22 protein-coding genes and 1 pseudogene are annotated in these 23,741 nt (G+C 67.8%); 11 read left to right on the forward strand and 12 right to left on the reverse strand.

What is annotated here, in order from left to right; translation table 11 throughout:
• Positions 1-101: 101 nt before the first annotated feature.
• Together ACWCP8_RS36580 and ACWCP8_RS36585 are read right to left on the reverse strand one after the other, a co-directional pair.
• Complete coding sequence (locus ACWCP8_RS36580) at positions 102-176, reverse strand: 50S ribosomal protein bL37 (protein WP_100661309.1); 75 nt, start codon at positions 174-176, stop codon at positions 102-104.
• 259 nt (positions 177-435) lie between these two features.
• Positions 436-669: a hypothetical protein gene (locus tag ACWCP8_RS36585; RefSeq protein ID WP_352272385.1), complete on the reverse strand. Its 234-nt coding sequence runs from the start codon at positions 667-669 to the stop codon at positions 436-438.
• 529 nt (positions 670-1,198) lie between these two features.
• Here ACWCP8_RS36585 and ACWCP8_RS36590 point away from each other — a divergent pair.
• Positions 1,199-2,689, forward strand: coding sequence for a carboxylesterase/lipase family protein (locus ACWCP8_RS36590; RefSeq protein ID WP_352272383.1), 1,491 nt, complete (start codon positions 1,199-1,201; stop codon positions 2,687-2,689).
• A gap of 364 nt (positions 2,690-3,053) precedes the next feature.
• On the opposite strand, the gene ACWCP8_RS36595 is transcribed toward ACWCP8_RS36590, so the two are convergent.
• Positions 3,054-3,674 carry a hypothetical protein gene (locus ACWCP8_RS36595; RefSeq protein ID WP_451120622.1) on the reverse strand — a complete coding sequence of 207 codons (621 nt, stop codon included), beginning with the start codon at positions 3,672-3,674 and terminating at the stop codon, positions 3,054-3,056.
• Between the two features lie 659 nt (positions 3,675-4,333).
• Between ACWCP8_RS36595 and ACWCP8_RS36600 the strand changes: the two genes are divergently transcribed.
• Both ACWCP8_RS36600 and ACWCP8_RS36605 read left to right on the forward strand, forming a co-directional pair.
• On the forward strand, positions 4,334-5,707 hold the full coding sequence (locus ACWCP8_RS36600) for an FAD-dependent oxidoreductase (protein ID WP_451120624.1): 1,374 nt from the start codon (positions 4,334-4,336) through the stop codon (positions 5,705-5,707).
• Between the two features lie 255 nt (positions 5,708-5,962).
• Positions 5,963-6,928: an alpha/beta fold hydrolase gene (locus ACWCP8_RS36605; RefSeq protein ID WP_451120626.1), complete on the forward strand. Its 966-nt coding sequence runs from the start codon at positions 5,963-5,965 to the stop codon at positions 6,926-6,928.
• Positions 6,929-7,171: 243 nt separating this feature from the next.
• Here ACWCP8_RS36605 and ACWCP8_RS36610 read toward each other — a convergent pair whose 3' ends face one another.
• From ACWCP8_RS36610 to ACWCP8_RS36635, 6 genes are all read right to left on the reverse strand, one after another.
• Positions 7,172-8,956, reverse strand: a complete 1,785-nt coding sequence (locus ACWCP8_RS36610; RefSeq protein ID WP_451120628.1) for an MOSC domain-containing protein — start codon at positions 8,954-8,956, stop codon at positions 7,172-7,174.
• 202 nt (positions 8,957-9,158) lie between these two features.
• Positions 9,159-9,476, reverse strand: a complete 318-nt coding sequence (locus tag ACWCP8_RS36615) for a cysteine hydrolase family protein (RefSeq protein WP_451120630.1) — start codon at positions 9,474-9,476, stop codon at positions 9,159-9,161.
• A 710-nt stretch (positions 9,477-10,186) separates the two neighbouring features.
• Positions 10,187-10,642: a MarR family transcriptional regulator gene (locus ACWCP8_RS36620; protein ID WP_451120632.1), complete on the reverse strand. Its 456-nt coding sequence runs from the start codon at positions 10,640-10,642 to the stop codon at positions 10,187-10,189.
• Positions 10,639-11,133 carry a MarR family winged helix-turn-helix transcriptional regulator gene (locus ACWCP8_RS36625; protein ID WP_352270665.1) on the reverse strand — a complete coding sequence of 165 codons (495 nt, stop codon included), beginning with the start codon at positions 11,131-11,133 and terminating at the stop codon, positions 10,639-10,641. Before ACWCP8_RS36625 ends, ACWCP8_RS36620 begins: the two co-directional genes overlap by 4 nt.
• Before the next feature lie 447 nt (positions 11,134-11,580).
• On the reverse strand, positions 11,581-12,354 hold the full coding sequence (locus tag ACWCP8_RS36630) for a hypothetical protein (protein WP_451120634.1): 774 nt from the start codon (positions 12,352-12,354) through the stop codon (positions 11,581-11,583).
• Between the two features lie 673 nt (positions 12,355-13,027).
• Complete coding sequence (locus tag ACWCP8_RS36635) at positions 13,028-13,555, reverse strand: SMI1/KNR4 family protein (protein ID WP_451120636.1); 528 nt, start codon at positions 13,553-13,555, stop codon at positions 13,028-13,030.
• 108 nt (positions 13,556-13,663) lie between these two features.
• Here ACWCP8_RS36635 and ACWCP8_RS36640 point away from each other — a divergent pair, with 108 nt between their 5' ends.
• Positions 13,664-14,782 (forward strand): IS630 family transposase, encoded by a 1,119-nt coding sequence (locus ACWCP8_RS36640; RefSeq protein ID WP_451120638.1) that lies wholly within the window; start codon positions 13,664-13,666, stop codon positions 14,780-14,782.
• A 47-nt stretch (positions 14,783-14,829) separates the two neighbouring features.
• Positions 14,830-15,288: a GNAT family N-acetyltransferase gene (locus ACWCP8_RS36645; RefSeq protein ID WP_352270660.1), complete on the forward strand. Its 459-nt coding sequence runs from the start codon at positions 14,830-14,832 to the stop codon at positions 15,286-15,288.
• Between the two features lie 168 nt (positions 15,289-15,456).
• Here the strand turns inward: ACWCP8_RS36645 and ACWCP8_RS36650 are convergent.
• Both ACWCP8_RS36650 and ACWCP8_RS36655 read right to left on the reverse strand, forming a co-directional pair.
• Positions 15,457-16,120 (reverse strand): annotated as a pseudogene (locus ACWCP8_RS36650) (response regulator).
• A 79-nt stretch (positions 16,121-16,199) separates the two neighbouring features.
• On the reverse strand, positions 16,200-16,466 hold the full coding sequence (locus ACWCP8_RS36655; protein ID WP_352270658.1) for an ArsR/SmtB family transcription factor: 267 nt from the start codon (positions 16,464-16,466) through the stop codon (positions 16,200-16,202).
• A 304-nt stretch (positions 16,467-16,770) separates the two neighbouring features.
• Between ACWCP8_RS36655 and ACWCP8_RS36660 the strand changes: the two genes are divergently transcribed.
• Both ACWCP8_RS36660 and ACWCP8_RS36665 read left to right on the forward strand, forming a co-directional pair.
• The gene (locus ACWCP8_RS36660; protein WP_352270657.1) at positions 16,771-16,977 is read left to right on the forward strand and encodes a DUF5988 family protein; all 207 of its coding nucleotides are present in this window, start codon (positions 16,771-16,773) and stop codon (positions 16,975-16,977) included.
• 137 nt (positions 16,978-17,114) lie between these two features.
• Positions 17,115-17,984, forward strand: coding sequence for an LLM class F420-dependent oxidoreductase (locus ACWCP8_RS36665; RefSeq protein ID WP_352270656.1), 870 nt, complete (start codon positions 17,115-17,117; stop codon positions 17,982-17,984).
• A gap of 260 nt (positions 17,985-18,244) precedes the next feature.
• Here ACWCP8_RS36665 and ACWCP8_RS36670 read toward each other — a convergent pair whose 3' ends face one another.
• Positions 18,245-18,676 carry a protein-tyrosine phosphatase family protein gene (locus tag ACWCP8_RS36670; protein WP_352270654.1) on the reverse strand — a complete coding sequence of 144 codons (432 nt, stop codon included), beginning with the start codon at positions 18,674-18,676 and terminating at the stop codon, positions 18,245-18,247.
• A 329-nt stretch (positions 18,677-19,005) separates the two neighbouring features.
• Between ACWCP8_RS36670 and ACWCP8_RS36675 the strand changes: the two genes are divergently transcribed.
• The 4 genes from ACWCP8_RS36675 (at position 19,006) to ACWCP8_RS36690 (ending at position 22,702) form a co-directional block, all read left to right on the forward strand.
• Positions 19,006-19,407 (forward strand): YciI family protein, encoded by a 402-nt coding sequence (locus ACWCP8_RS36675; protein WP_267009294.1) that lies wholly within the window; start codon positions 19,006-19,008, stop codon positions 19,405-19,407.
• A complete protein-coding gene (locus ACWCP8_RS36680; RefSeq protein WP_352270652.1) occupies positions 19,404-20,639 on the forward strand; it encodes an RNA polymerase sigma factor in 1,236 nt (411 codons plus the stop codon). Before ACWCP8_RS36675 ends, ACWCP8_RS36680 begins: the two co-directional genes overlap by 4 nt.
• A 408-nt stretch (positions 20,640-21,047) precedes the next feature.
• On the forward strand, positions 21,048-21,626 hold the full coding sequence (locus tag ACWCP8_RS36685; protein ID WP_352270651.1) for a hypothetical protein: 579 nt from the start codon (positions 21,048-21,050) through the stop codon (positions 21,624-21,626).
• Positions 21,623-22,702: a hypothetical protein gene (locus ACWCP8_RS36690; protein ID WP_352270649.1), complete on the forward strand. Its 1,080-nt coding sequence runs from the start codon at positions 21,623-21,625 to the stop codon at positions 22,700-22,702. Before ACWCP8_RS36685 ends, ACWCP8_RS36690 begins: the two co-directional genes overlap by 4 nt.
• Positions 22,703-23,741 lie beyond the last annotated feature (1,039 nt).

Consider the following 23,741-nt stretch of genomic DNA (forward strand, 5'->3'; position numbering starts at 1 on the left):
GCACGCCGGAGCCCATCGCCGCCTGACTACGCGACCACCCCGGCGCCGAGAGCTTCCAAAGGGCCCTGAAGGCGGTTCACAAGCCTAATTGTTGGGCGGGCTCAGGCGTTGGGACGCTTGCCGTGATTGGCCTTCTTCTTCTTGCGGGCGCGTCGCTTGTTCCCTCGCTTGGCCATGGTCCACACCTTCCAGATTCAGGACTTTTCGGGCGCTCGTCAGTCTAGGTTCGGCCGGGCGCGTCCGCATCGGGCGGCGCGCCGTTGGGGACCATGGAGCCCTCACCATCGCTACGGCCACCCGAAGAGCGCATCACAGTTCAGCCCGGGCCGGCCCTCTTCCTTCGTCGCCATGCGCGAGCTCGGCTGCACGTCCTGGACGGCGTGCTGACGCCTGAGGCGACGAGCGGTGTGCCGGATACGTCAGGAACCCGCCCTCTCAGGGAACCCACTTGTACTTGGCTCCGCCGACCCATCTCACCACCGCGGGATCGTCGAGATCGACATCGGTCACCCCTGCCCGATGCGCCAGCCTGATCACATCCAGCATGTCGTAGGCGGCCCCGGCCATTTCCCCGTTGATCTGCACCATGCGGTACGGCGGTTCGTCCGGCACGACGCCGAGGACGACGACGGGGGTGGGGTGGAACACCTCTTCAGCATCGTTGGTCATGTGTACAGCGTGTGGCAGGGGCGCGACGCGCACATGTCGAGCGGACCAGCGGGCGGGGACGGCGCTACGTACCACTTGCGGCCACCTACAGATTCCGCCCAGTCCGTGGTGGTGCGGCCGGCAGGGCGCCCGGTGGGTCCGGCAGGGCAGACCGCGCTCAGCCGAACGCCAGGAGCACGGACCGCACGCGTATCTGCCGTCGAGTCCGTGGATCTGATCGTTCGCGGTCCGATGCCGAACCTCGGCCAGACTCACCGTCAGGCGGGAAGGCGCTTCGAGAACAGGACCGGTCGCTGATGCTGTGACACGGCGGGATGTCAGGCGAGCCGGACGCAAGCAGGGTCAGCCGCAGAGGCTACCGAACAAGGTGATGATTGACATCGCAAGTGCGTCAATCGAACCGATCCAGGCGTTGGTGCCGAGGCCGGCCTCGCTGACAAGCTGAGGGCAGTGGCCGATCTCCCACCCGAGCGGCCGTCGCTGGATCGGTCGGCACCATGCTGCGTGAAGGAGTCCTGTGGATAGGCGCATGACCAAAGACGGTTCGGTACAAGGCCATCGGCCAGTTCCGGATGTCGTCGCCTTTCTCGGTATTCCTTACGCTGCTGCACCGTTCGGGGGCAACCGCTTCAGGGAGCCGCGTCCGGTCCACGCATGGGAGGGGGTCCGTGAATGCAAGGATTTCGGCCCCATTGCCCCGCAGTCGGCAAGACTGCCCGGGTCACCCGTCTGGTCGCACGGCGACGAGGACATTCTCACGCTCAACGTCTGGGCTCCGTCATCCGACGGTGGTCCCTTGCCAGTCCTGGTATGGATCCACGGCGGTGCGTACACCTTCGGGTCCTCCGCGCAGCCTGATTTCGACGGCACCGCACTGGCCCGTGCCGGTGTGATCGTGGTGACCTTCAACTACCGACTCGGTTTTGAAGGCTTCGGTCACCTTCCGCCCGGCACCGAGTCGCCGTACCCGGAGAATCGGGGCCTGCTCGACCAGATCGCCGCGCTGCGGTGGGTGCGAGACAACATCGCCGCTTTCGGCGGCGATCCGGCAAACGTCACGCTGGCCGGGCAGTCTTCCGGGGCAGCCTCAGCCGCCTGCCTGATGGTGATGGACCAGGCCCGAGGTCTGTTCCGGCGTGTCATCGCCCATAGCGTCGCCGGCCCTTGCCATTCGATCGAACTCGCTGCTGAGACCACCCGGAAGGTTGCTGAGGCCGCCGGCATCCCCTTCACGGCCGATGCCTTGGTGTCCGCCGCTCCGCACACGCTGGTCGCTGCCTCCGATCGGGTCGTCGATGACTACCGGCAGGACCCCTTGTCCGGGCACCGCCACTACGACCCCGTGATATACGGTCCCGTCGCCGGAGATGGCATCCTGCCCAGCGATCCGCTGTCCGCGACAGCCACCGGATCCGCCGACGAGGTGGAGCTGCTGGTCTGCCACACGACGCAGGAGTACTGGCTGCTCGATGCCGTCGGCAGCAGCGCGAAGGTCACCACCGACGACCAACTCGCGCTTTTCGCGAAGGACTTCCACCTCCCCGACACCCTGGTGCCGGGCTACCGCGCGCTGATGCCCCTCGCCCCCACCCGCGACATCTACCTCGCGATCTTTGGTGACATGCAGTTCAGCGAGTACAGCGCTCGGCTCGCTGAGCGGCACGCTCAATCCGGCGGCCGAACCTTCATGTCCCGCTTCGCCCGTCAGCGCAACGGTCCAGAAGGAGCGGTGTACGCCTGGCACTGCGCGGACATCCCCTTCGCGTTCGGCAACCTCACTGCCAAGAGCGTCGAGTTCCTCATCAGCGGTCCGCCAAGAGCTGAAGACCACCAGCTGTCCCGGCGCATGCTGAACGCATGGGTCGGCTTCGCTACTACTGGTGACCCCGGCTGGCAGCCGATCAACGACTCCACCAGCAGCGTCCGGACCTGGGGCACGTCAGACAGCCCCTCCGAGGCGCAGGCTGCTGCAATCCGCGAGCTGTGGCACCAAGCCGACTTCCCGCTCCTGCGGCCATGAGACACAAACTCTGCGACTCCGAAGTGGCACCCCGACCAGTGCCCGCCGCAGCCGGCCGGCTCGAACACCGCGTCCGAACGAGCGGTGCCGGCGGTCGGCCACCCCACGCGCACAGGCCCCGGGAATCGGGGTCGCAGGGCTGCAGCCGACCGGGTCCGGCTGCTGCGACACGCGGGGAAGCCGGTGAACGCTTATTATCGCGTAGAGGGTGTATGGGGTCACCGGACGCAGGCTGGACACGCGTGCGACCGCCTGGCATCCGTACATCTGTGCATCCGTATATCCGGCGAGAGGTACACCCCGCGCCGGAAACCCCGGCCCGATTCCGACGGGCCGGGGTTTCCATGTGATGCGGGTGGAGCTGTTACCACTTGTTGCCGTAGTGGTCCCTGACCACTCGGAAGCTGCCCACGACGCCGTTGCGAACCTTCACGCCCCCGCGGACCTTGCGGGTGAAGACGCCGTTGCTGGTGCTCCAGGGGCCGACAGTGGCGACCGGGGAGCCGTTGTCGCAGGTCGCCCCGCGGAAGAGCTCTACGGACCTGTGGCTGTCGTTGCGGACGTTGAAGCTCCGCGAGCCCAGGCCGCTGACCACGGTGATGCAGCCGTCCGGCTGGGCGGAGTACGACCGCTCGTTGATGTAGATCCGGCCTTCGTACTTGTAGCCGTGGCCACCACCGTAGCCACCGCCACCCCCGTAGCCACCGCCACCCCCGTAGCCGCCTCCTTCAAGGCCCTTCCCGCCTCCTTCAAGGCCCTTCCCGCCCGCGATTCCGCCCGCGTTTCCGCCCGCGATTCCGCCCGTGTTTCCGCCCGTGTTTCCGCCCGCGTTTCCGCCGTCGCCACCGGGCGGAGCCGGCGCGGCCTGCTGGACGGACGGGGCGGCCTGGGGGGAACCAGCGGCCGAGGCATAGGTGATACCGGTAGTTGCGAGGACCGCGGCGCCCACTGCGGCGGCGGTCACGGCGACGGTACGCGTCGTCATGTCATTCTCCCTTGTCTCTGAGGGTCGGCCGGGCAACCGGCCTGCAATGAACGTACTTATGGGACCTTTACCTGTCATGTCGGATATACCGAAAGTGTGACCTCAGGGGGCCGACCGGGCGTACTGGACAGAGCTGATACACCGTCAAACTGCTTATAAATATGCCTATATGACATTCGACTAGGCCTTCTGGGTGACTTCGTGACACCCACTCACCCTCCTGGCAGCATGCCGCCGGATCCCAGCGCCCAAAGCCGCGCCTCAAGTCCCTGAACGAGCGTCATCGACGCTCACCCCCATCGCCCTGGCCGCCGCAGAGGCCCGACCGCACCCTCCTCGCAAACCAAGACGGAGCCGTCGGCACCACCTCGGCCCACCCTGCTGACGAGGCACTCACTGCTTCGCCGTTCTGCTGAAACATGCCGCCGTGCCGGCGGCCGTCGCCGGAGGGTGACGGCCCCGACGATGTCCGTCGACCAGCCTGGTGAAGGGCCGCACGTACCTTGCGATCCGGAACGCGGGCGGAGACGTGCGTAGGCTCGACTTGGCGCCAGTCGCTGCCGTGCCTCGCCCCTGCACCGCGACGGACGACGCCGCTCCTCGACCGGATATCGCCAAGCAGTAGGCTCATTCCGCAACACGACGCGAAGGGGAGCTCAGTGGCGCGGGTTGCGGTGATCGGTGGGGGTATCAGCGGGCTGGGGACGGCGCTCATGCTTGGCCGGCGGGGCCACATGGTCACGTTGTTCGAGCAGGACGCACGGGAGGCCGGAGAGAACCTGAACCGGGATTTCTTCCACTGGGACAGGCCCCGAGTACCGCAGGCCATCCAACCCCACTCGCTCCTCGCGCCCGTGCGCACTGTGTTGCGCACCGAGGCCCCTGATGTCTACGCGGACCTGCTGGCACGCGGAGCCTGGGAGTACCACGAGTTCGACTGGTTCGGTGAGCATCCGCCGCATCGGGCCGGCGATGAGGACTTGGTGACCCTGCGTACCCGCCGCATCGTGCTGGAGGCCGCCTTGACCGCGGCCGTGCGGCGGGAACGCTCCATTGAGGTCCGGCGAGGCTGCCGGGTGCGCGCCCTCACCATCGGGGAGGGCCGTCCTGCCCGGGTCACCGGTGTGCAGGTGGGCGCGGAGATGCACCAGGCGGACCTCGTCGTCGATGCGTCCGGTCGTCGCTCGCCGGTTCCCGCCTGGCTGATCGCAGCCGGCTGCCGCCCGCCCGTGGTCGACAGCCACCGCACCGGGATCGCTTATCTGTGCCGCTGGTACCGCCTGCGTGCCGACGGCCCGCGTGCCCCCGGGCGAGTGAAGACCGGCTCGGCCGCACCGTTCGCCCTCGCCGGCGTCTTCCCTTCCGACAACGACACCTTCGCGGTGAGCCTGGTGCTCTCCACGGGTGATCCGACCCGCGGCGCGCTCACCGACCCTGCCGTGTTCGAGGCCGTCGCTCGCCGCTTCCCCGCAACCGCCGCCTGGCTCGACCTGGCCCCCGAACCGCAGTCAGCCGTCCTGGCGATGGCTGGCCTGGACAACCGCTGGACCGCCCTCGCCGACGATGACGGACCTGTCGTCACCGGTCTGGTCAACACCGGGGACAGCCTCATCCACACCAATCCCACCTTTGGTCATGGCGCCGCCCTCGGCCTGCGTGCCGCCCAGCACCTCGCCACTCATGTCGACCAGATCGCCGCGGACCCCATCGGTTACCACACCTGGACAGCACAGGCCCTCCGCCCGTGGTTCGACGCGCAGGTGACGGCCGACCGCGCCGACGAGCAACGCCTCGCCGATGGCTCACCACCCGCAGATCGGCGGGCTGCTGCCCTGACCGCTTGCGCCTTTGACGATCCCGTCGTCATGAGAGCCCGAGCCCAGGTACGTCATCTCCTGCGACCAGCCGAAGACGCCTACGGCACCGACGAAGTGGACCGACACGTCACCGCCTGGCTGGCTGCCCACCCAGACTTCTTGCCAAAGCACGACGGCCCGACCCGAGATCAGTGGGATGCACTCATCCCAAGCTGAGCGCTTGCCCGGCACCTCACCTTCGGCGGCAGCCGCCTCTTGCCGCTGCTCGCTCCCAGGCTCTCCGCAGCCCGGGGCTTGCGCCCGGGCCTGGCCGGCTCCCATGGCCATGTGCGGTCACCGGAGCCGGCTGCGACCCACCCACTTCACTCTGCTGCCCCGTCATTTTCACCCGGTTGGGCGGCGCAGCCGGGCTCAACAGCGCCAATGCGTGAACGCTGAGGTGGTCCAGGCCTCAAGGGAAGCGAGAACGGCATGACCGCATTGGCGATCTCCGGCGCACGGCATCGAATACTGCGTGCACACGTCACCGTGGCTGGATGTGCCCTGGCCCTGTGCGCGTACGCAGCGGCCCCAACTACCGCGGACGGCGCCACTTCCGGTGCGAAACCCACCGTGGTCCTGGTGCACGGGGCGTTCGCGGATGGATCCAGCTGGGACGAGGTCATCTCGCGGCTCGAGCGCAGCGGATACACCGTCATCGCGCCCGCCAACCCGCTGCGCGGCCTGTACAACGACTCCACCTACATCGCGTCCGTACTGGACAGCATCAAGGGCCCGGTCGTGCTGGTGGGCCACTCCTACGGCGGCGCTGTGATCAGCTCGGCCGCGGCCGACAACCCCCGGGTGAAGTCGCTGGTGTACGTGTCGGCTCTGATGCCCGACGTGGGCGAGAGCGGCATGTCCCTGGCCGCACGGTTCCCCAGCGAACTGAGCACCGCCACCAGGTCTGTCCCGTACCGGGAAAGCGGCCGCAGCGGGACCGACCTGTACCTCAAGCGCGACAAGGTCCACCAGGTCTTTGCCGCCGACCTGCCGGAGAGCGAGGCCAATCTGCTGGGGGCCACCCAGCGGCCCGTCGCTACGACCGCGTTCTCCGAGAAGGCCAAGGTCGCGGCCTGGAAACACATCCCGTCCTGGGCACTCGTCGGCCGACAGGACAAGACCATCAGCCCGGATCAAGAACGCTTCCAGGCGAAGCGCGCCGGTGCGCACACGGTGGAGATCAACTCCTCCCATGTGTCCTTGATCGCCCACCCCGAAGCAGTCGCCGACCTGATCCTGCAGGCAGCCGCGGCTTCCTCCTCCGCCCGATCGTCCCTGGCGACCACCGGGTCCGTGCATGACGCTCGCGCCGACGCCGGCATCGCCGGGGCGTCCCTGGTAGTCGGCACAAGTGCCATCCTCCTCGGCCGACGGCTGCGACGCCGCTTCCCCTGACAGCGGACCGGGACGGTGCAATACCTGACGGGCGGCTGCGACGACCCGAAATCGCGGAGTCGATCGCCCGGGGCCACCGTGTGTCAGGGCATCCGGGACGCATTCTGGATGCCCTGCATGCAGAAGTGCCTGGCCTCGACATTTCGTGCCTCACCCGCTCCCGCGCGCCGCCTTGCACTCATCGGTTGTCGACGGGCGCAGGTGGCCCGCAAGGTGACACAACCACGTCAACAGCAGAGAAAGTCACAGATCGAGGATGAGATCCGCGGGTGGCCGTGAGCAGCAGATGAGCGCGTTGCCCTCGGCCGGTAGGTCGATGGGGTCGGGAGAGTAGTCGACACGGCCGGACACAACTGCGGTCTCGCAGGTGTGACAGACACCGGTGCGGCACGACCACTGCACTGGGACGTCGCATGCCTCGGCGAGTTCCAGGAGCGTGCCGTAGCCGGGATCCCAGGGAACGGTCAGACCGCTGCGGGCGAATGAGACGGAGGGGCCGGTGCCCGGTCCGGGCGGATGAGCGGGCAGATGAGGGGCCGGCGCATCGGTCGGGACCACTCCGGGCGTAATCGCGGAAACGGATCCGAAGGTCTCTGTGTGGATCCGTGCAGGGTCCAGGCCGCAGTCCACGAGTGCTTTTGTCATGTCGTCCATGAACGCCACCGGACCGCAGATGTAGGCGTTTGCGTCCGGCGGGAATTCAAGGTCCTCGAGCAGCTGAGCACTGAGCCGGCCGGTGGAGGTGTAGTCGTCGCCGAGGCGGTCGTCGTCGCGCGGGCGGCTGTAGGAGACATGCCGTCGGCCGGACGGAAGGCGGGACAGCAGGGTGCGTGCTTCGTGGGCGAAAGGATGCTCCGCGCCGTCCCGAGCTCCGTGGACCCACCACACCGGGCGGGCATCATGGTTGCCGGCCAGCGCATGGAGCATCGCGAGCACCGGGGTGGCCCCGACGCCGGCGGAGACCAGCACGATGGCTGCCTCGTCCTCGACGAGGGTGAATGTGCCTCGCGGGGCAGCCACATCCAGGACGTCGTCGACCGCGACGTGTTGATGCAAGTAACTGCTGCCCACACCATGGGGTTCCTGTTTGACGCTGATCCGGTACTGCGCGTCTTCGGGGCTCCCGGACAGGGAATAGCTGCGAATAACCGGCGCGCCCTGCGGATCGGGGCGCATCCGGACTGTGACGAACTGGCCGGGCAGCGCTGCGGGCAGCGGACTGCCGTCGGTGGCAGCGAGGGTAAGAGAGAAGATGCTCCTGCTCTCCGGGGCGATGTGCGTGACCGCCAGCGGACGGAAGCCCGGCCAGGCCGGCGGCGGGCTGGTCGCGGCGGACGTCAGGCCCGTATTGCCTCCCGTATTGCCTGTTGACCAGCCCTTCGAGTCGTAGTCGTCCAGGAGCGACTGCATGGAAGACTTCCAGCCGGGGCTGAGCGCGGGAATGCGCAGCGCCCGCTCCACCTGGGAACGCGCGCGCCCAGGTTTGTAGAGGACCGCGTCGATCTCCGCGACGGTCATGGCTTCCGGCCCCGTGGAGACTTTGACGATCTCGTCTCCGGCCTGGACGAAACCTTCGGCCAGCACCTTGAAGTAGAAGCCTGGGCGTCCATGGGCGACCAGCAGAGCGGGCATCTGCGGTTCGTCCATGCGAAGGCCTACGCGGTAGCAAGTCACCCGGGGCTGCGTTACTTCGAACAGTGCATCGCCGATGCGGTACTGGTCGCCGATGCACACTTCGTCGTCGGGCAGGCCGTCCACGGTGAAGTTCTCGCCGAACTGGCCATGAGTGAAATCGTTCCGGTGCAGGTGCTTCTGCCAGTGCCGATAGGAATCCAGCTGGTACACCAGTACTGCCCGGTACGGCCCGCCGTGACCGGCAAGGTCGCCCTGGCCGTCTCCGTCAATGTTCAGTTTCCTGACCATCCGCGCGCCCGTGACCGGCTGCTTCCACACACCCGTATGCGTCACTCGGCCCTTCCAGGGAACATCCCGGGGCATCCCGATATTCACCGCGACGAGCGTGGCCATCGGAGCATCTCCCTGGTCGAGCGGACCACCCCCCACCGATGCCACGCTAATACGCCGACTTTCGATGGTGAGTCAGGACACGTGACTCAATGCCGTGCACTGAGTTCCTTTCCACATCGGTCCGCGGCCGACGAGGCCTGGTGCCGGAAGCCACTGTCGTGGCGGCCAGGTATCCATGGTGACGGGAATCCCGGTCTTGCTCTCAGGGAGTGGTTGCAGCATGGGGCAGCCCTGAGATGAATTCCTCCGCGGTGAGGATGGCGTGGGCATAAGCGGGAGCGTTGAGTTCGAACGTCGCTTGCATCTCCTCAGGGCGGACGGCGGCGATGGCGTCCTTGATCAGCGTGACGTGATAGCCGAGCTCCTGGGCGAAACGCGCGGTGGTGTCGATGCAGGTGTTCGCCCGCATGCCGATCAGCACGATCCTTGAGACGTGATGCTGTTTCAGCAGGAAGTCCAGGTCGGTCTTGGCGAAGCCGCCGGCGGACGTCGTCATTGTGCAGTCGGTGTTCCGCCGCACTCGGTGGGGGGTGAGCGCCGAAGGGCGTGGCCGGGCATGACCTCCAAAAGACGTTCATGTCCTCTCTTGGCCTTTCTCTCCCCTGGCGCGGGGTCTACGTGATGCCGGTCCAGGAGTACGCCCCCCCACAACGGCCACGCCGACTTCTTGCGGGAGCGGACCGACGGGGCCACGAGTGACTGATTCCGCTCCTTAGCACGTTCGTCGTGGCGTGGTCCCCGCCGTGTGGTGGGTGGGAGTTGCACGCCGTCTGCGACGAGGCCGGACTGTCCATGTGGTGGCCGATCCCCACGAGCGCCTGCGGCCACTGGCCACGGACTTTGACGCGCAGGGACGATCGCCCAGCTGCTGACCGCGGCTTACCCGTTCAGCTCAAGTACCGGCCCTGTCAGCGCCGCTGGCGCGGGCAGCCGGGGCAGCGTGGAGGTGGAGCCCGTCCGGGAGCCCTTCGCACGTCGACCGGGCGGGCCGCCGCATCCGAGCCGCGGGTGTCAGATCCTGCGCAACACGGCACCATTTGCCGGAGAGAGTCGCGTCATCACCAGGGATGGGCTCGTACCCAACCCTGGCGTCGAAGAACAGCTGCGCCCACTCCCCGCGCTCCGCCGGTGTCCCATGGGTGTAGTAGGCGTTGCTGGGGGCGCTGCAGGTCATGTCCACTGGTGACCTTCTTCGGCGCCTTCAACCGCGACCGACGCTCGGTCGGGTGGTCAGGCGGTCGGCGCCGCAAGCTCCGCGTTGGCACGCTCGGTGACCAGGGCGAGGACACGGCCGGCGGCGGCCAGGTCCTCGGCGGGTATCCCGCCCCAGATGCGGGCGGTGATGGGGGCCGTCTCCGCGCCTACGGCGGCGATCAGCTCGCGCCCTGCATCCGTGGGGCGAAGGTGCGCGCCGTCCGCGCGGAGCAGCTGCTTGGCCAGCAGCTCGTCGAGAGTGGCGCGGATGTCGGCCGGATCGGCCTTGAGGGAGCCCCGGACCTGGGTGACGAGATCGTCCGGCGTCTGCGGGGCGGCGGCGGTGACGACGGCGCGCAGGGCGACCTGCTGCTGGAACGTGATGCCGTACTGGGCCAGGACGTGCTCCAGGACGCCGCGGGCGGCGTAGTGGGCCAGGCCGAGGGCGCGGGCGTCGGCAACGGGTGCGGTGGTGGATGCGGTGGTGGTCATGGTGTTGTCCCCTGAGTGCTCTCGTCGTTCGGTACGGATGGAGCGAGAGGTGCGTCGAGCAGGGTCGTCAGCTCATCGGTGAACGCGCGCGCCCGCGGGGCGTCGAGGCCGCCGAGCGGCTCCAGCAACTGCTGAAGTAGTTGCTGGACCACCGCGATGGCCTGCCGCGTGACGGCCTGGCCCTGCTCGGTAAGGGCGAGCTGTACGGCGCGCGGGTCACGGGGATCGCGGGTGCGCTCGATCAGGCCGGCCGACTCCAGGGCGCGCGCCAGCTTCGAGACGTACAGCGCCTCCAGGCCGGTGTGTTCAGCGAGCCGGCGCTGACTGGGCCGCTCGCCGGCGCGCTGCATGCCGTGCAGCGACGCGACCAGTGAGTACTGCGCGTGAGTGAGGCCCAGCGGAGCCACCGCGCGATCGACCGCGACGCGCCACTTGTTGGCGAGCCGCCATACCAGGAAGCCGGGCGTGGGGCCCGGTGAACCCTTGCTCATGCCGAATAGAGTACATGGCTACTATGTCCATGGCTACTATTTTCTGACGGATACCGGCGGGCCACGTGCATCCAGCGGCAGACCGTCGCCAGGAACCTTCCGGCGCTGAGCCTGCCTCGCATCCGCACGGGCCGGTACTTGAGATAGGCGGGGCGCAGTTCGCCGTTGATGAGCGTCCATGCGGCCAGCCGCTCGGGCGAGCAGTTGCGCCAGTGGATGGCCACTCTCACCGCGCTGGGGTGCGCCGTCAGCGGGGCCGGCGACCAGACCGGATGGGCGAAGCGGTTGTTGAGGTTTCACCGAAGCGGACGATGTCGCCCGGCGACCGTTCAGCCCTTCGGCGTTGACGCAGAATGTCGGGCGGGCATGCGCCGGAGGGTATCCCCACACCGGAAACCCCGGCCCGATTCCGACGGGCCGGGGTTTCCATGTGATGCAGTGGCGCGGTTACCACCCGCCGTGGTCGCCGATCACTCGGAAGCTGCCCACGACGCCGTCATTGAGGGACAGGCCCCCTTGAACGGTGGGCGTCACAACGCCATGGGTGCTGCCGTAGGGACCGACGGTGGCGACAGGAGAGCCGTTGTCGCAGGTGGCCCCACGATAGACCTCGACAACCTTCCGGCTGTCGTTGCTGATACTGAAGCTCGAGGAGCCCAGTCCGCTGGCCGCGGTGATGCACCCGTCCGCGGCTGCGGAGTACGTCCGGTCGTTGAATTGGATCCTTCCCTCATCCTTCCCGCCGTAGCCGCCGCCGTAGCCGCCATCGCCACCGCCACCGCCATAACCACCGCCATCGCCACCGCCACCGCCATAACCACCGCGGTCGCCACCACCGCCATAACCACCGCCATCGCCACCGCCACCGCCATAACCACCGCGGTCGCCACCACCGCCATCGCCACCGCCACCGCCATAACCACCGCGGTCGCCACCACCGCCGTAGCCGCCGTCATCGCCACCGCCGTAACCGCCACGCCCCTCGCCGCCGTTGCTCTTGCTGCTGTCTTCACCCGGGGGAGCCGCGGCCGGGGGCGCCTGTCGGACGGGGGGCGCAGCCTTCTGCGCGGGTGGGGCGGCCTTCTGGGCAGGCGGACGGGCCTGCTGGACGGACGAGGCGGACGGGGTGGATTCGTCGTTCGAGGCGTAGGTGATGCCGGTGATGGCAAGGACCGCGACGCCCACTGCGGCGGCGGTCACTGCGACGGTACGCGTGCTCATGTCACTTCTCCCTGTCTCAGAGATGCCGGCCGGACAGCCGACCTGCGATGAACGTACTGACAGCTCCTATAACTGTCATATCGGGCATACCTAAGGTGTGACACCAGAGGGCCGATCGGGTGCACACGTAGCACTAATCAGACATGGATCCTGTATCTGACATGGCATCAAAAAATGTAATAGCGGGTATCTCTCCAGCACGTCGTTAGGCTTTCCGGGCGACGCATGCCGCCCAATCACCCTGTCGGCAGCATGTCGTTGGATCCCCGCAGGGGGAAAACGCACTCCATCCCCCTGAATGACCGTCATCGACGCCCAGCCGCTCGCCCCGGCTGGAGCGGCTACCGACCGCGTCTCTCCGTCTTCGTCTGTTCACGCCACGCGAGGCAGCCGTCGCCCCGGATGCAGACTGTGGACCTGCCCTGGCTCGGCGAACCGTTCCTAGCCAGTGCGCATGAGTGAGTCCTGGACCCACTGCTGCGTACTGGGCGCATCCCGAACTGATCTACGACATCCACACGACATGCCGGTTCGGCGGCGTCTTCCGATCTCGGAGGCGACCGTCGCTGTGATCGTGCGTCAGAAGCTGACGTTCGCGAACGGATCCCCCACAGGCCGGTTTCCGCGTCGGCGAGGAGCCCCGACGTGCCGCTGCAGGGCGGGACTGCCGGGTTCAGCGGCAGAGCTCCATGATCGTGTCGTCGAAGTCGGGGAACTCCTTGGTTGCCAGCTCGATCACTGCAGCGGCTGACCGGCGCCGGCCGGGTGCGAACCGCTCCGCGACGGCCGCCAGCTCCTGGCTGGGGCATGGCACCCGGTCGCGCTCGTACGGGGTGGCTGCTTCCCAAGGGCCGAGGCCGTCGGCCAGCAGCCAGAGAAAATCGCCCAGGTCGCGCGCGACGACGCCGGCCTCCCCCTCGGATCCGAGGAAGACGACGGGCTGGTCGACCAAAGCCCGGTTCGGGCGGACGAGCCAGAACGCAGCGTACCCGCCGGAGCCGTCCTGGCCGAACACCCGGAAGTCGTCGCCGCTCAGCTCCCCATTACCGGTCCAGGCCCGGAACCAGTCCGTTGTCTCCTCGGCCGACAGGAAAGCCGCGAAGGGCTCGAAGTCGACTCCGTCACCGCCTGCGTAGTCGAACGGAACCGCCATCGCGGGGGCCAGCGCGGCAGGGAACTGCCGATCATCAGTGGGAGTCATGCGCACACGCTAGTGCTCTGACCGCGTAGGTTCACCGGGTTCTGGTCCGCGTTGAGACTGGGGCCGATTGGATGGGGGCGGACATCCCATCCAGTGTGTGAAAACGTGGTGGCAGAGCCGGTCAAAGTTCGCCGACTGACGGATCATGAGGGGCAGCGGCTGCAGCAGATCGTGCGGCGAGGCTGTACCCGTTCCGTGCGCTACCGGCGCGCGCCGATGCTGCTGGCGTCCGCCGGCGGGAATCGGGTCCCGGTCATCGCCCAGCTGGTCGCGGCCGATGAGGACACCGTCCGGGACGTCATCCACCGCTTCAACGAGATCGGCCTGGCATGCCGGGACCCTCGGTGGGCGGGAGGCCGTCCCCGCCTGCTCAACGCTGACGACGAGGCCTTCGTCGTCGCGACGGCCACCACACGCCCGGCCAAGCTCGGCCAGCCGTTCACCCGCTGGTCGATCCGCAAACTCTGCACCTACCTGCGCAGGGTCCACGGCCGGGTGATCCGTATCGGCCGCGAGACCCCGCGCTGCCTACTGGCCCGGCACGGCATCACCTTCCAGCGAACCAAGACGTGGAAGGAGTCCACCGACCCCGAGCCTGACACCAAGCTGGACCGCATCGAGTACGTCCTGGAACACTTACCCGATCGCGTTTTCGCGTTCAACGAGTTCGGGCCACTCGGTATCCGCCCCACCGCACGCTCCTGCTGGGCACGACAGAGTCGGCCCGACCGGATTCCGGCGACCTACCACCGCACCCATGGAGTGACCTACTTCCACGGCTGCTACTCGGTCGTCGACGACACGCTGTGGGGCGTGAACCGTCGACACAAGGGCGCCGCTCGATCCCTGGCCGCGCTGAATTCGATCCGTGCCGCCCGGCCCGACGGCGCCCCCATCTACGTGATCACGGACAAACTGTCCGCGCACAAGGGCACCAAGATCCACGCATGGGCGAAGAAACACCGGGTAGAGCTGTGCTTCACCCCCACCAACGCCTCATGGGCCAACCCGATCGAGGCACACTTCGGCCCCCTGCGGCAATTCACCCTGGCGAACTCCAACCATCCCAGCCACACCGTCCAGACCCGGGCCCTGCACCGCTACCTGCGCTGGCGCAACACCAACGCTCGCCACCCCGACATCCTGGCCGCCCAGCGCAGGGAACGCGCCCGCATCCGCAGCGAGAAGAGCATCCGCTGGGGCCGCCCCGCCGCGCGAGCGGCGTGATCAATCCAGGTGCAACCCGTGAGCCCTGCCTCATAGGCTCGGCCCCCATGACTGACCATGCCCTCGTCCCCGACGACTTCGTCGTCCCCGCGGACCTGATCACCCCGCAGTTTCGTCTGGAACCCCTGGGACCCCAGCACAACGCCGCCGACCACGCCGCCTGGACCAGCAGCATCGAGCACATCCGTGCGACCCCGGGCTTCCAGGACCGAGGATGGCCTCCTGCGGACGGGATGGCCCTGGAGGCGAACCTCGTCGACCTGCAGCGTCACGCGGACGACTTCGCTCAGCGCCGCGGATTCACCTACACCGTCATCGAGACCGCTAGTGGTGAGGTGATCGGGTGCGTCTACATCTATCCCTCCCGCAGCGACGGTCATGACACCGACGTCCGCTCCTGGGTCCGTGCCGACAGAGCCGAGCTGGACGCGCCCTTGCAAGCGACCGTCACGACCTGGCTGTCCACGAACTGGCCCCTCGGAACCCTCAACTACCAGCCCCGCTGACAACCATGTGGTCCCGCAGCAACCAGCCACGCCGACCCCTGCGGGACAACTGGCCTTCGAATGCCCCGACCGCGGGATGAAACGAACACACCTTCCCGGTCACAGCGGCTAGCGACCAGTGCGTGGCCGGCGGCTGGTCGGCGTCCTACCGGATGGAAGGACCCCGGGTCACGGTTCGATCAGTCCGACTCGGATTGCGTACCGGGTGAGCTCCAGCCGGTCCTTCATGCCAAGTTTCTCCAGCAGGTTGGCGCGGTGGCGTTCGACGGTCTTGACGCTGATGACGAGGATGTCGGCGATCTCCTGGGAGGTGTGGCCCTCGGCGACGAGCTTGAGGATTTCTTCTTCCCGGTCGGTGATGGCCTTGGTGGGGATGGCGCCGCCTTCGCGGGCACGGTCGAGGTAGTTGCGGACGAGGGCATTCACGGCGCCGGGGTAGAGGAAGGGTTCGCCGCGCATGGTGGCGCGGCAGGCTTCGACGAGGTCGCGGTCGGCCACGGATTTCAGAACGTAGCCGGAGACGCCGGAGGCCAGGGCTTCGAAGAAGTACTGCTCGTTGTCGTACATGGTCAGTATCAGCAGGCGCGGGCCGGGCTGGGTGCGGGCGAGTTCGCGTGCGGCTTGCAGGCCGGTCAGGCAGGGCATGGCGCTGTCGAGGATGGCCAGGTCGGGCTGGTGGATGGGGGCCGCTTCGGCGCCGTCGCCGGCTTCGGCCACGACGGTGAGGTCGGGTTCGCTGTCGAGCGATGAGGCGGACTCCACGGCGGACGAGCGCGTCATCGTCGGCGAGATGGCCAGGTCGTAGGGATTCCGCCCGCCTGGGACGGACCACATACGGGATATTCGTCGCCGACCAGGACGCGAAAGCGGAGGACCAGTGCGCCCAAGACCGTTCGGGGCGTGCCGGTGAGTCAGGACTCACTCCTGCTCACTGCCCAGGAACGGTCGGTGTTCAGATCGTGGAACTTGTAGCGGCCCTGGCGCCGGGAAAGGACCAGACCCGCGGAATCCAGTACGGCCAGATGCTGGCTGATCGCCTGGCGGGACAGCCCCAGACCGTGTTTGGTCACCAATAGTGTGCAAATCTCGAACAGGTTCTGGCCGTCCCGTTCCACCAGCTCATCAAGGATGCGCCGACGAGTGAGGTCGGCCAGCGCCTTGAAGACATCCTCCGCCATGACCAAAATCATAGGCAAGTGACAGCTTGCCTATCAAGTGAGGCGCTCCGGTGCTGCCTTTCGAAGGGACACGCCTCCCCGCCCGCGCGACAGGCCCGGTACGATGCGATGGCCGGACACTTTCTGCCGGCCCACGGCTATGGCATAGCCAAGCCCGGCCGGGCTCACCGGACATGCGGCCGACACACCATCAGCGGCCGTCACACCATGCCCCGGTGGCAAACGGCTGTGCGAGAGACTCCCTCAGCGATCCTCCTCGGCGCGTCATGAACAAGGCGAGCCACCCTCCGGGGAAACTCTCGTCATGACCAACGCAGCAAAGGCAGTCCTCGAGGGCGGACCCGACGATCTCCCCGAGCGGATCGTCTCCCTCACCACACCCGGCACCGACCTCAAGATTCCGTTCCGCGGCGGATACGAACACTTCAAGGCCACAGCGCGCCACCGGGAAACCGCCGAGGGCGAGCTGCCTGTCTACGAGTGGTGGGAACGCACAGAGATCCCGGGCTGATCACTCCTCACAGCACAGGCGCAGGCACAGAACCATCGGCACACGGGCACCACGCGACCTGTTCCGACCACTTCCTCAGCCATCATCCCGTCCCCTCACTGACATACCACTCTTAAGGTGATGCCCGGAGGTGCAGAATGCGAGTGGGGTTGCACGCGCTCGGTATCGGTGACGGTGCCCGTCCCGAGGTGATCCGTGCGGTGGCCACAGCCGCGGAGACGCACGGCTTCGCGAGGCTCTGGTGCGGCGAGCACGTGGTGCTCGTGGACGCGCCCGCCTCGCGCTATCCCTACTCCGCGGACGGCCGGATCGCCGTGCCCGCAGACACGGACTGGCTGGACCCGCTGCTTGCCCTGACCTTCGCGGCGGCAGTCACCAGCCGGATCGAGCTCGCCTCCGGCGTACTCCTGCTGCCTGAGCACAACCCGGTCCTGGTCGCCAAACAGGCCGCCACACTCGACGTGCTCTCCGCCGGGCGATTCAGCCTCGGGGTCGGGGTCGGCTGGTCGGCCGAGGAATTCGCAGCGCTCGGAGTCCCCTTCGCCAAGCGCGGGCGGCGCACCGAGGAGTACCTCGCCGCGATGCGCACCATCTGGGCCGAGGACCCAGCCTCCTTCACAGGGGAGTTCACCCGCTTCGACGCGATCCGGGTCAACCCGAAGCCGCTGCGCGGCGGCCGGCTCCCGGTCGTGGTCGGCGGGAACAGCGACGCCGCCTTGCGCCGCGCGGCCACGCTCGCCGACGGCTGGTACGGCTTCAACGTCCCGGCGGCCGACGTCCCGGCGCGCGTCGCCGTTCTCGCCGATGAGTGCGCCCGCCGCGGTCGCGCTTTTGACGAGCTCACGGTCGCCGTCGCGCTGAGCGACGGCATCCCGGAGCATCTCCCCGCACTCGGTGCGGCGGGCGTCACCGAACTCGTCGTCGTCGGCGCACCCCCGCCCGCTCCCGGCGCGGCAGCCACCTGGGTCGCGGAACTCGCCCGGACCTGGATTCGCCCGGAGGAATAACCAGGGCCGGCCGGAGCACAGCCGCACTCCTTCACGCCCGCAAGGCGTCTCCCAGGGACAAGATGACTGGCCTGGGCCCCGACGGGCGCGCCACTTGGACGTACAGCCGGGAGAAGGTCCGCAGGCTCCGCCATGTCGCGTGGCGCCTGACAGCGGATGTCGTGGGATGGACCGAGCTCCCGGGCCGACCGGTCGCGTCAAGGTTCAGGCCAGGCGGCGGCAGCCGTGGGCGGCGGTCCCCAACCGCGCCACTGCATCTCCTATACGTCCTGAAAGCGCAGTACGAATCGTCGTTGCCAGGGAGTTTCCACCGCGCGGCGGTGGTAGTGCCGGCGGACGAACCCCACCGCTCGGTCGGCCGGGACTCCGTCGAGGACAGCCATGCATGCCAGGGCTGTCCCCGTCCGCCCGTATCCACCGCCACAGGCAATCTCGACTCGTTCGTTCGCCGCGCGCGTCAGAGCCTCTTCGACGAGGCTCCGCGCCTCCTGACGGTCCGGTAGCCAAAAGTCGGGCCAACGCAACCACCGAGCATCCCAGGCGGTGGCCGGCGGTTGCTTGCCGAGCAGATACACCGCGAAGGAGGGAGTCGGTCCCGGCGGAAGTGGATGACGTAGGCCCCGGCCGCGCACCAGTGCGCCAGAGGGAAACCGAATGATCCCGTTGTCTGTCGAGCTCCAGTTCTCCGCCACGCGAGCAATCTACCGTTGACGGGCAACCGCGGTCACGGTCTCGACATCCCCCCGGACCGGCCGAGATGACAGGGCTCCCCTCAAAACTCGGGGCTCCGGCACAGTGACGGCGGTTCGGCCGCTGCCTGACAGTGCCCCGCCCGCGCACACGGGAGGCACCAAGCCCCCCACCAGGACGGATACGCCGCAGCGCCTGATCGGCACGCCGCACCCGGAAGAGCCATACCCCTCCCGAAAAAAATCTTCCGCCGTAGATGTAGAGATCTGTTTTGCCGCTCCGTCCATGGGGTGAGTACGCCACACTGGGCGCAGCAAACACGGGAGTCGACATGCCGAAGTTCTTGCTCATGGTCAACCACGACGGGGGCGTCTTCGAGGAGCCCATGGACCAATGGGAGCCCGGCGACATCGCAGCGCACTTCAACTACTACGAGGTGCTGACCAAGGAGCTGACCGAGAGTGGGGAAATGGTCCAGTTCATGGCGCTCGCCGACCCCCGGCTGACCAAGATCGTGCGGTCGGACGGCAGTGCGGCGCCGCTGGTGACCGACGGGCCGTTCCCGGAGTCGAAGGAAGTACTGGCCGGGTTCAACGTCTTCGACGTCGAGTCCGAGGCCCGCGCCCTTGAGATCGCCGCGCGAATCTCCGCCGTGCCCGGCCCGGGCGGGGTGCCGACACAACAGCCGGTCGAGGTGCGACAGGTGATGAGCGACAGCCAGGGCGACCTGTGAGCGGTCCCCACTCCGTCGAGGACCTGTTGCGCTCGCTCGCGCCGCAGGTCCTCGGTGTGCTCGTGCGGCGGATGGGGGACTTCGACGCGTGCGAGGACGCGGTGCAGGAAGCCCTCATCGCCGCCGCCCGGCACTGGCCCGAAGGCGGTGTACCCGGGAATCCACGCGGCTGGCTGCTGCAGACCGCGACGCGGCGATACGTCGATCAGGTTCGCAGTGAGCAGGCGCGGCAACGGCGCGAGGAGCGCATGGCCCAGGAACCCGCTGCAGGCGACGTCCCCGCCGACGATGACACGCTCATGCTTTTGTTCATGTGCTGCCATCCCGCGCTCACGCCCGCCTCGGCGATCGCACTGACGCTGCGGGCGGTCGGTGGCCTGGCCACCTCCGAGATCGCGGGCGCCTACCTGGTGCCGGAGGCGACCATGGCGCAGCGCATCAGCCGGGCCAAGCAGCGCGTCAAGGCATCGGGCCCCGGGTTCGAGGTGCCCGAGCCCGGGGCGAAGGACTGGGCAGCGCGGCTTCGTTCCGTCCTGCACGTGCTGTACCTGATGTTCAACGAGGGCTACGCCACCACGTGTGGCCCCGCACTGCACCGCGCCGATCTGTCCGGCGAGGCCATCAGGCTGGCCAGACAGGTACACCGGATCCTTCCCGGCGAGGCCGAAGCAACCGGGCTGCTGGCCCTGATGTTGCTTACCGAGGCCCGCCGCCCCGCCCGCACCAGCACGGACGGCGACCTGGTCCCTCTGACCGAGCAGGATCGCACGCGCTGGGACCGCCGCCTCATCGGCGAAGGCGCCGCACTGCTCGCCGCTACGATCGGCAGCGGACCGCCCGGCGAATACCGGCTGCAGGCCGCCATCGCAGCCGTCCACGACGACGCGGCACACGCCAAGGACACCGACTGGCCACAGATCCTCGGCCTGTACGGACTGCTCGAACATGTAGCGGGGAGCCCGGTGGTCACCCTCAACAGGGCAGTCGCGGTCGCGATGGTCGACGGCCCGGGTGCCGCACTCGCCCTTCTCGACGCACTCGACACCGACAGCGGACCGCTCCATGGCCACCACCGTGTGCACGCCGTGCGGGCACACCTGCTCGAAATGGCAGGCGACATCCCGTCCGCACTCGTCCACTACCGTGCCGCGGCGGCCCGCACCACCAGCATTCCTGAACAGCGCTACCTGACCGCGAAAGCCGCCCGGTTGCATCACCGCACGCGCAGGTGAACGCCGGTTCCCCCTGCCCGCGGTCATGTCTTCCACTCCCTGTCGGCCTGACAGACGGAGTTCCTGAGGACGTCGGACGTTGGTTGTGCATCGGGGGCCGATGGATCCGTGGACGCCCCCGAGTCATCGTGGCGCGGAGGCCACGGGTTCACCGAGCGGAACCATGCACACCACACGGATCAGGCTCGGCGGCAACCCTGGATAAGAAGGATCCGTACCCGCCTCGCTGAAAACCGGTCGACCGCCCGGCCATCCGTAAACGGTGCAGTCCTCGGTCATGATCACGTCGTTTAACTTGGTGTCCACCAAACTCCGTTAAGGCAACCCACCGGATAGCCGCCGAACACCCCGCAGGTTGCCGTCCGGGTCTGTGCCGACGTCATCGCAGCCGGCCACCCCGACCAAGCCATGCTCCGGCTGTACTACCTGGCTCGCCGCGAGCACGGCACCGTCTGCGCGCTGCAAGCGCTGAGTGACCTGATGGAGAAGAGCCACCGACTGCGCCGTAGGTTGCTCCACCGGCTGGCACGCTCCGAACTCTCGCAGGCTGACCTCGGCATTTTCCTGCGGGTTGGCGTCGCCGAGGCGTTCACCGACCCGTACGACAACGGGCGCGCGCTGGTGGAGGAGGAGAGCGTGCAGTCTTCCGTGACCACCTGCTGGCGTGCCGTACTGAACGGGCTGCCTCGGCCGACATGGCAACCGTACGCGGAACGCTGGATGTACGCGGCGGCTGATTCCGGGCACGAGGGTGACCTCTTGCTCGAACTCCTCGTCAGCGCCGCCGACCGGTGCGAGGGCCGGCGCGGTGCAGCCTTCGCCGCGCTTTACGCGAGCGCCCGCGACGCCGAACGCACCGCGCCCGTCGGATCCTCGCGAGCCGCGCTCACCACCGACCTGCTGCTTCAGAAGATCTACTCAGCTCAGCGCCTCACCGGGCCGACCGCACCGCCGCGCGCGGAATCAACCAGGGGGACCGAACCGTGACCACCGGACGCAAGACGACAACCATCTTCCTCACCATCCTGTGCGGTCTGGTGCTGACCATTTTCGGCCTGACGGAACAGTGGCCCACATGGGCTTGGCCGCCCCTTGCGGTGATCCTTGTCGCGGCCCAGACCATGGCTTTCAAAATCGCCGGGCTCCACCGCGGCTCCGTGCCGGTCGCCTTCGAGGAACACCTCACGGCGGCTCCCATCGAGCGCACGGAGCACCACGTCAGCCGGGTGGCACTTCCCAGTCGATGGGCCGACTACGACTTCTTGATCTCCGCAACCGTTCGCTGGTACGCCCTCGACGCTTCCCGTCCCGGCCGGCTACTGAACCCGGCGGGCCTCGCCGTCGAATCCGTACTGGACCGTGCCCGAGTAGTCACCGAGCAGCGGGAGCCCGGTCGGGTCTCACTCGTCCAGCACGAGCTGAGCGGTGCGCTCAGCTCACTGCTTCCCGACAGCACGGGTCAGCTCCAGGCCATGGCGGAGGATGTGCGGCTCACCCTGCACGAGCACGACCAGGAACGCCTGGACAGCCTCGCCGGGGTACGCAAGGACCAGGCGGTCTGGGAGCACCAGCGGAAGTACGAGCAGAGCAAGCGCAAGTACCTGGGCGAAGACGTACTCAAGGACACCGGCAGCGCCGTGGTCTGGTGGCTCGCCAAGAACGACGAACAGGTGGAGAGGACCGTGGAAGACCTCGGCATGCTCGCCAGGCTTACCTCCGCGGCCAACGACACCGACGTTCCCGAACGGTTGCGGGACCTCATCCCTCAGCCGCGTGAGGAACAGGACGGCAAGGAGCCCTCGGAATGGCAGGCGGCAGCCTTCGAGCGAGCACCCACGGCCGCGGACCACCTCGCGGACGCGCTGAACGCCCTGAGCCTCGAGGACGGGGACACCCAACGGAGGTTGCTGGCCAAGCAGATCGCGGACGCCATCAGGGACCAGGAGCAGCATGAGACGGCTGACGATCTGGTTCGCCGCTTCGACCCGTCGGCAGCCTTTACCCCGGATGGAGGGCCGGCGAACGAAACCCCCGGCGCAACCCGGCCGCCACTCGGGATCTGACTCTCAAGGAGGAACGATGGAAACCGAGTTCGCTGTTCTCGCCGCGTCGGGAGCTACCACATTGGTCTCGCTCATGGTCACCGACTCCTGGGCAGGCGCGTGCCCTCGTCGGACGGCTCTTCTCACGTACCGGTGCAGGCAGCGCCACAGTCGCGGACCTGGACGCCGACCGAGCCAGACTGCTAGCCGGGGACGCTTACGACACGCAAGCCACCCGCGAGGTCGAGGATCGATGGCGCGCCGATCTGTACCGGCTACTGCAGACCGACTCCGTCACAGTCGACGACCTGTATGGCGTGCTGTCCTCTCTCCAGCAGCTGGTCAACACGTCCGCGGCCCGTCCGGTACCCGTACACAACGCCATCAGCGGCGGAGTTCAGCACGGCCCTGTGATCCAGTCAGGCCGGATCACAGGGCTCACCTTCCATGTCCACGGCCCCGGCCTCCCCGTACAGGACTGAGATGCACTGGTATGAGACCTTTGCAACCGGTTCAAGGATCGCCAGGTGGGCAACGCCGAATGGAGTTTCCCGTGAAGCGAAGCTCAGTGACCTGCGAACCGACGGGCGACTGTGCGCACCACTCAGTTATTCAACACCTTCGACGACATCCGCAGCCGATGTGACCGGTCGCTTGCCCGCCGAACGCCTGGGCTGCGCGGCCAGCCCGGGCAACCAGGCCACCACCACCGGACGCCACATCGGCCTGCACGTCGACAACTTCGACCGGCTGCCGTACTCCCGACGCCACCAGCGCCGCCGACGGCTCTGCCTCACCCGCGCCCCGGCCCGCGATACCCACTTATCGGCGACCACGACATCCAGCAGATCCGCCGCGCGCTCCACGCCGCACCGGGCCGTCACTACCCTCCGGTGCCCCTGGTCATCAAGGTGACGGCCCAAGCCCACCAGAGTTCCCCGTCGATGCCTTGATGACCCTCGGGCCCACCGCCTCGATACTTTGGTGGGCCATCAACGTATCGGCATTCAAACAGGTCAAAGCATCGGTGACGCTGGTTGCCAGGCGTTGCAGCATTGTT

The organism is Streptomyces sp. NPDC002206 (genome assembly GCF_053593595.1).

Excerpts from the sequence above, each read along its gene's own strand:
- ACWCP8_RS36585 (WP_352272385.1), bottom strand. The coding sequence starts at position 669 with ATGACCAACGATGCTGAAGAGGTGTTCCACCCCACCCCCGTCGTCGTC.
- ACWCP8_RS36590 (WP_352272383.1), top strand. The coding sequence starts at position 1,199 with ATGACCAAAGACGGTTCGGTACAAGGCCATCGGCCAGTTCCGGATGTC.
- ACWCP8_RS36595 (WP_451120622.1), bottom strand. The coding sequence starts at position 3,674 with ATGACGACGCGTACCGTCGCCGTGACCGCCGCCGCAGTGGGCGCCGCG.
- ACWCP8_RS36605 (WP_451120626.1), top strand. The coding sequence starts at position 5,963 with ATGACCGCATTGGCGATCTCCGGCGCACGGCATCGAATACTGCGTGCA.
- ACWCP8_RS36610 (WP_451120628.1), bottom strand. The coding sequence starts at position 8,956 with ATGGCCACGCTCGTCGCGGTGAATATCGGGATGCCCCGGGATGTTCCC.
- ACWCP8_RS36620 (WP_451120632.1), bottom strand. The coding sequence starts at position 10,642 with ATGACCACCACCGCATCCACCACCGCACCCGTTGCCGACGCCCGCGCC.
- ACWCP8_RS36625 (WP_352270665.1), bottom strand. The coding sequence starts at position 11,133 with ATGAGCAAGGGTTCACCGGGCCCCACGCCCGGCTTCCTGGTATGGCGG.
- ACWCP8_RS36630 (WP_451120634.1), bottom strand. The coding sequence starts at position 12,354 with ATGAGCACGCGTACCGTCGCAGTGACCGCCGCCGCAGTGGGCGTCGCG.
- ACWCP8_RS36635 (WP_451120636.1), bottom strand. The coding sequence starts at position 13,555 with ATGACTCCCACTGATGATCGGCAGTTCCCTGCCGCGCTGGCCCCCGCG.
- ACWCP8_RS36645 (WP_352270660.1), top strand. The coding sequence starts at position 14,830 with ATGACTGACCATGCCCTCGTCCCCGACGACTTCGTCGTCCCCGCGGAC.
- ACWCP8_RS36655 (WP_352270658.1), bottom strand. The coding sequence starts at position 16,466 with ATGGCGGAGGATGTCTTCAAGGCGCTGGCCGACCTCACTCGTCGGCGC.
- ACWCP8_RS36660 (WP_352270657.1), top strand. The coding sequence starts at position 16,771 with ATGACCAACGCAGCAAAGGCAGTCCTCGAGGGCGGACCCGACGATCTC.
- ACWCP8_RS36665 (WP_352270656.1), top strand. The coding sequence starts at position 17,115 with ATGCGAGTGGGGTTGCACGCGCTCGGTATCGGTGACGGTGCCCGTCCC.
- ACWCP8_RS36675 (WP_267009294.1), top strand. The coding sequence starts at position 19,006 with ATGCCGAAGTTCTTGCTCATGGTCAACCACGACGGGGGCGTCTTCGAG.
- ACWCP8_RS36685 (WP_352270651.1), top strand. The coding sequence starts at position 21,048 with ATGCTCCGGCTGTACTACCTGGCTCGCCGCGAGCACGGCACCGTCTGC.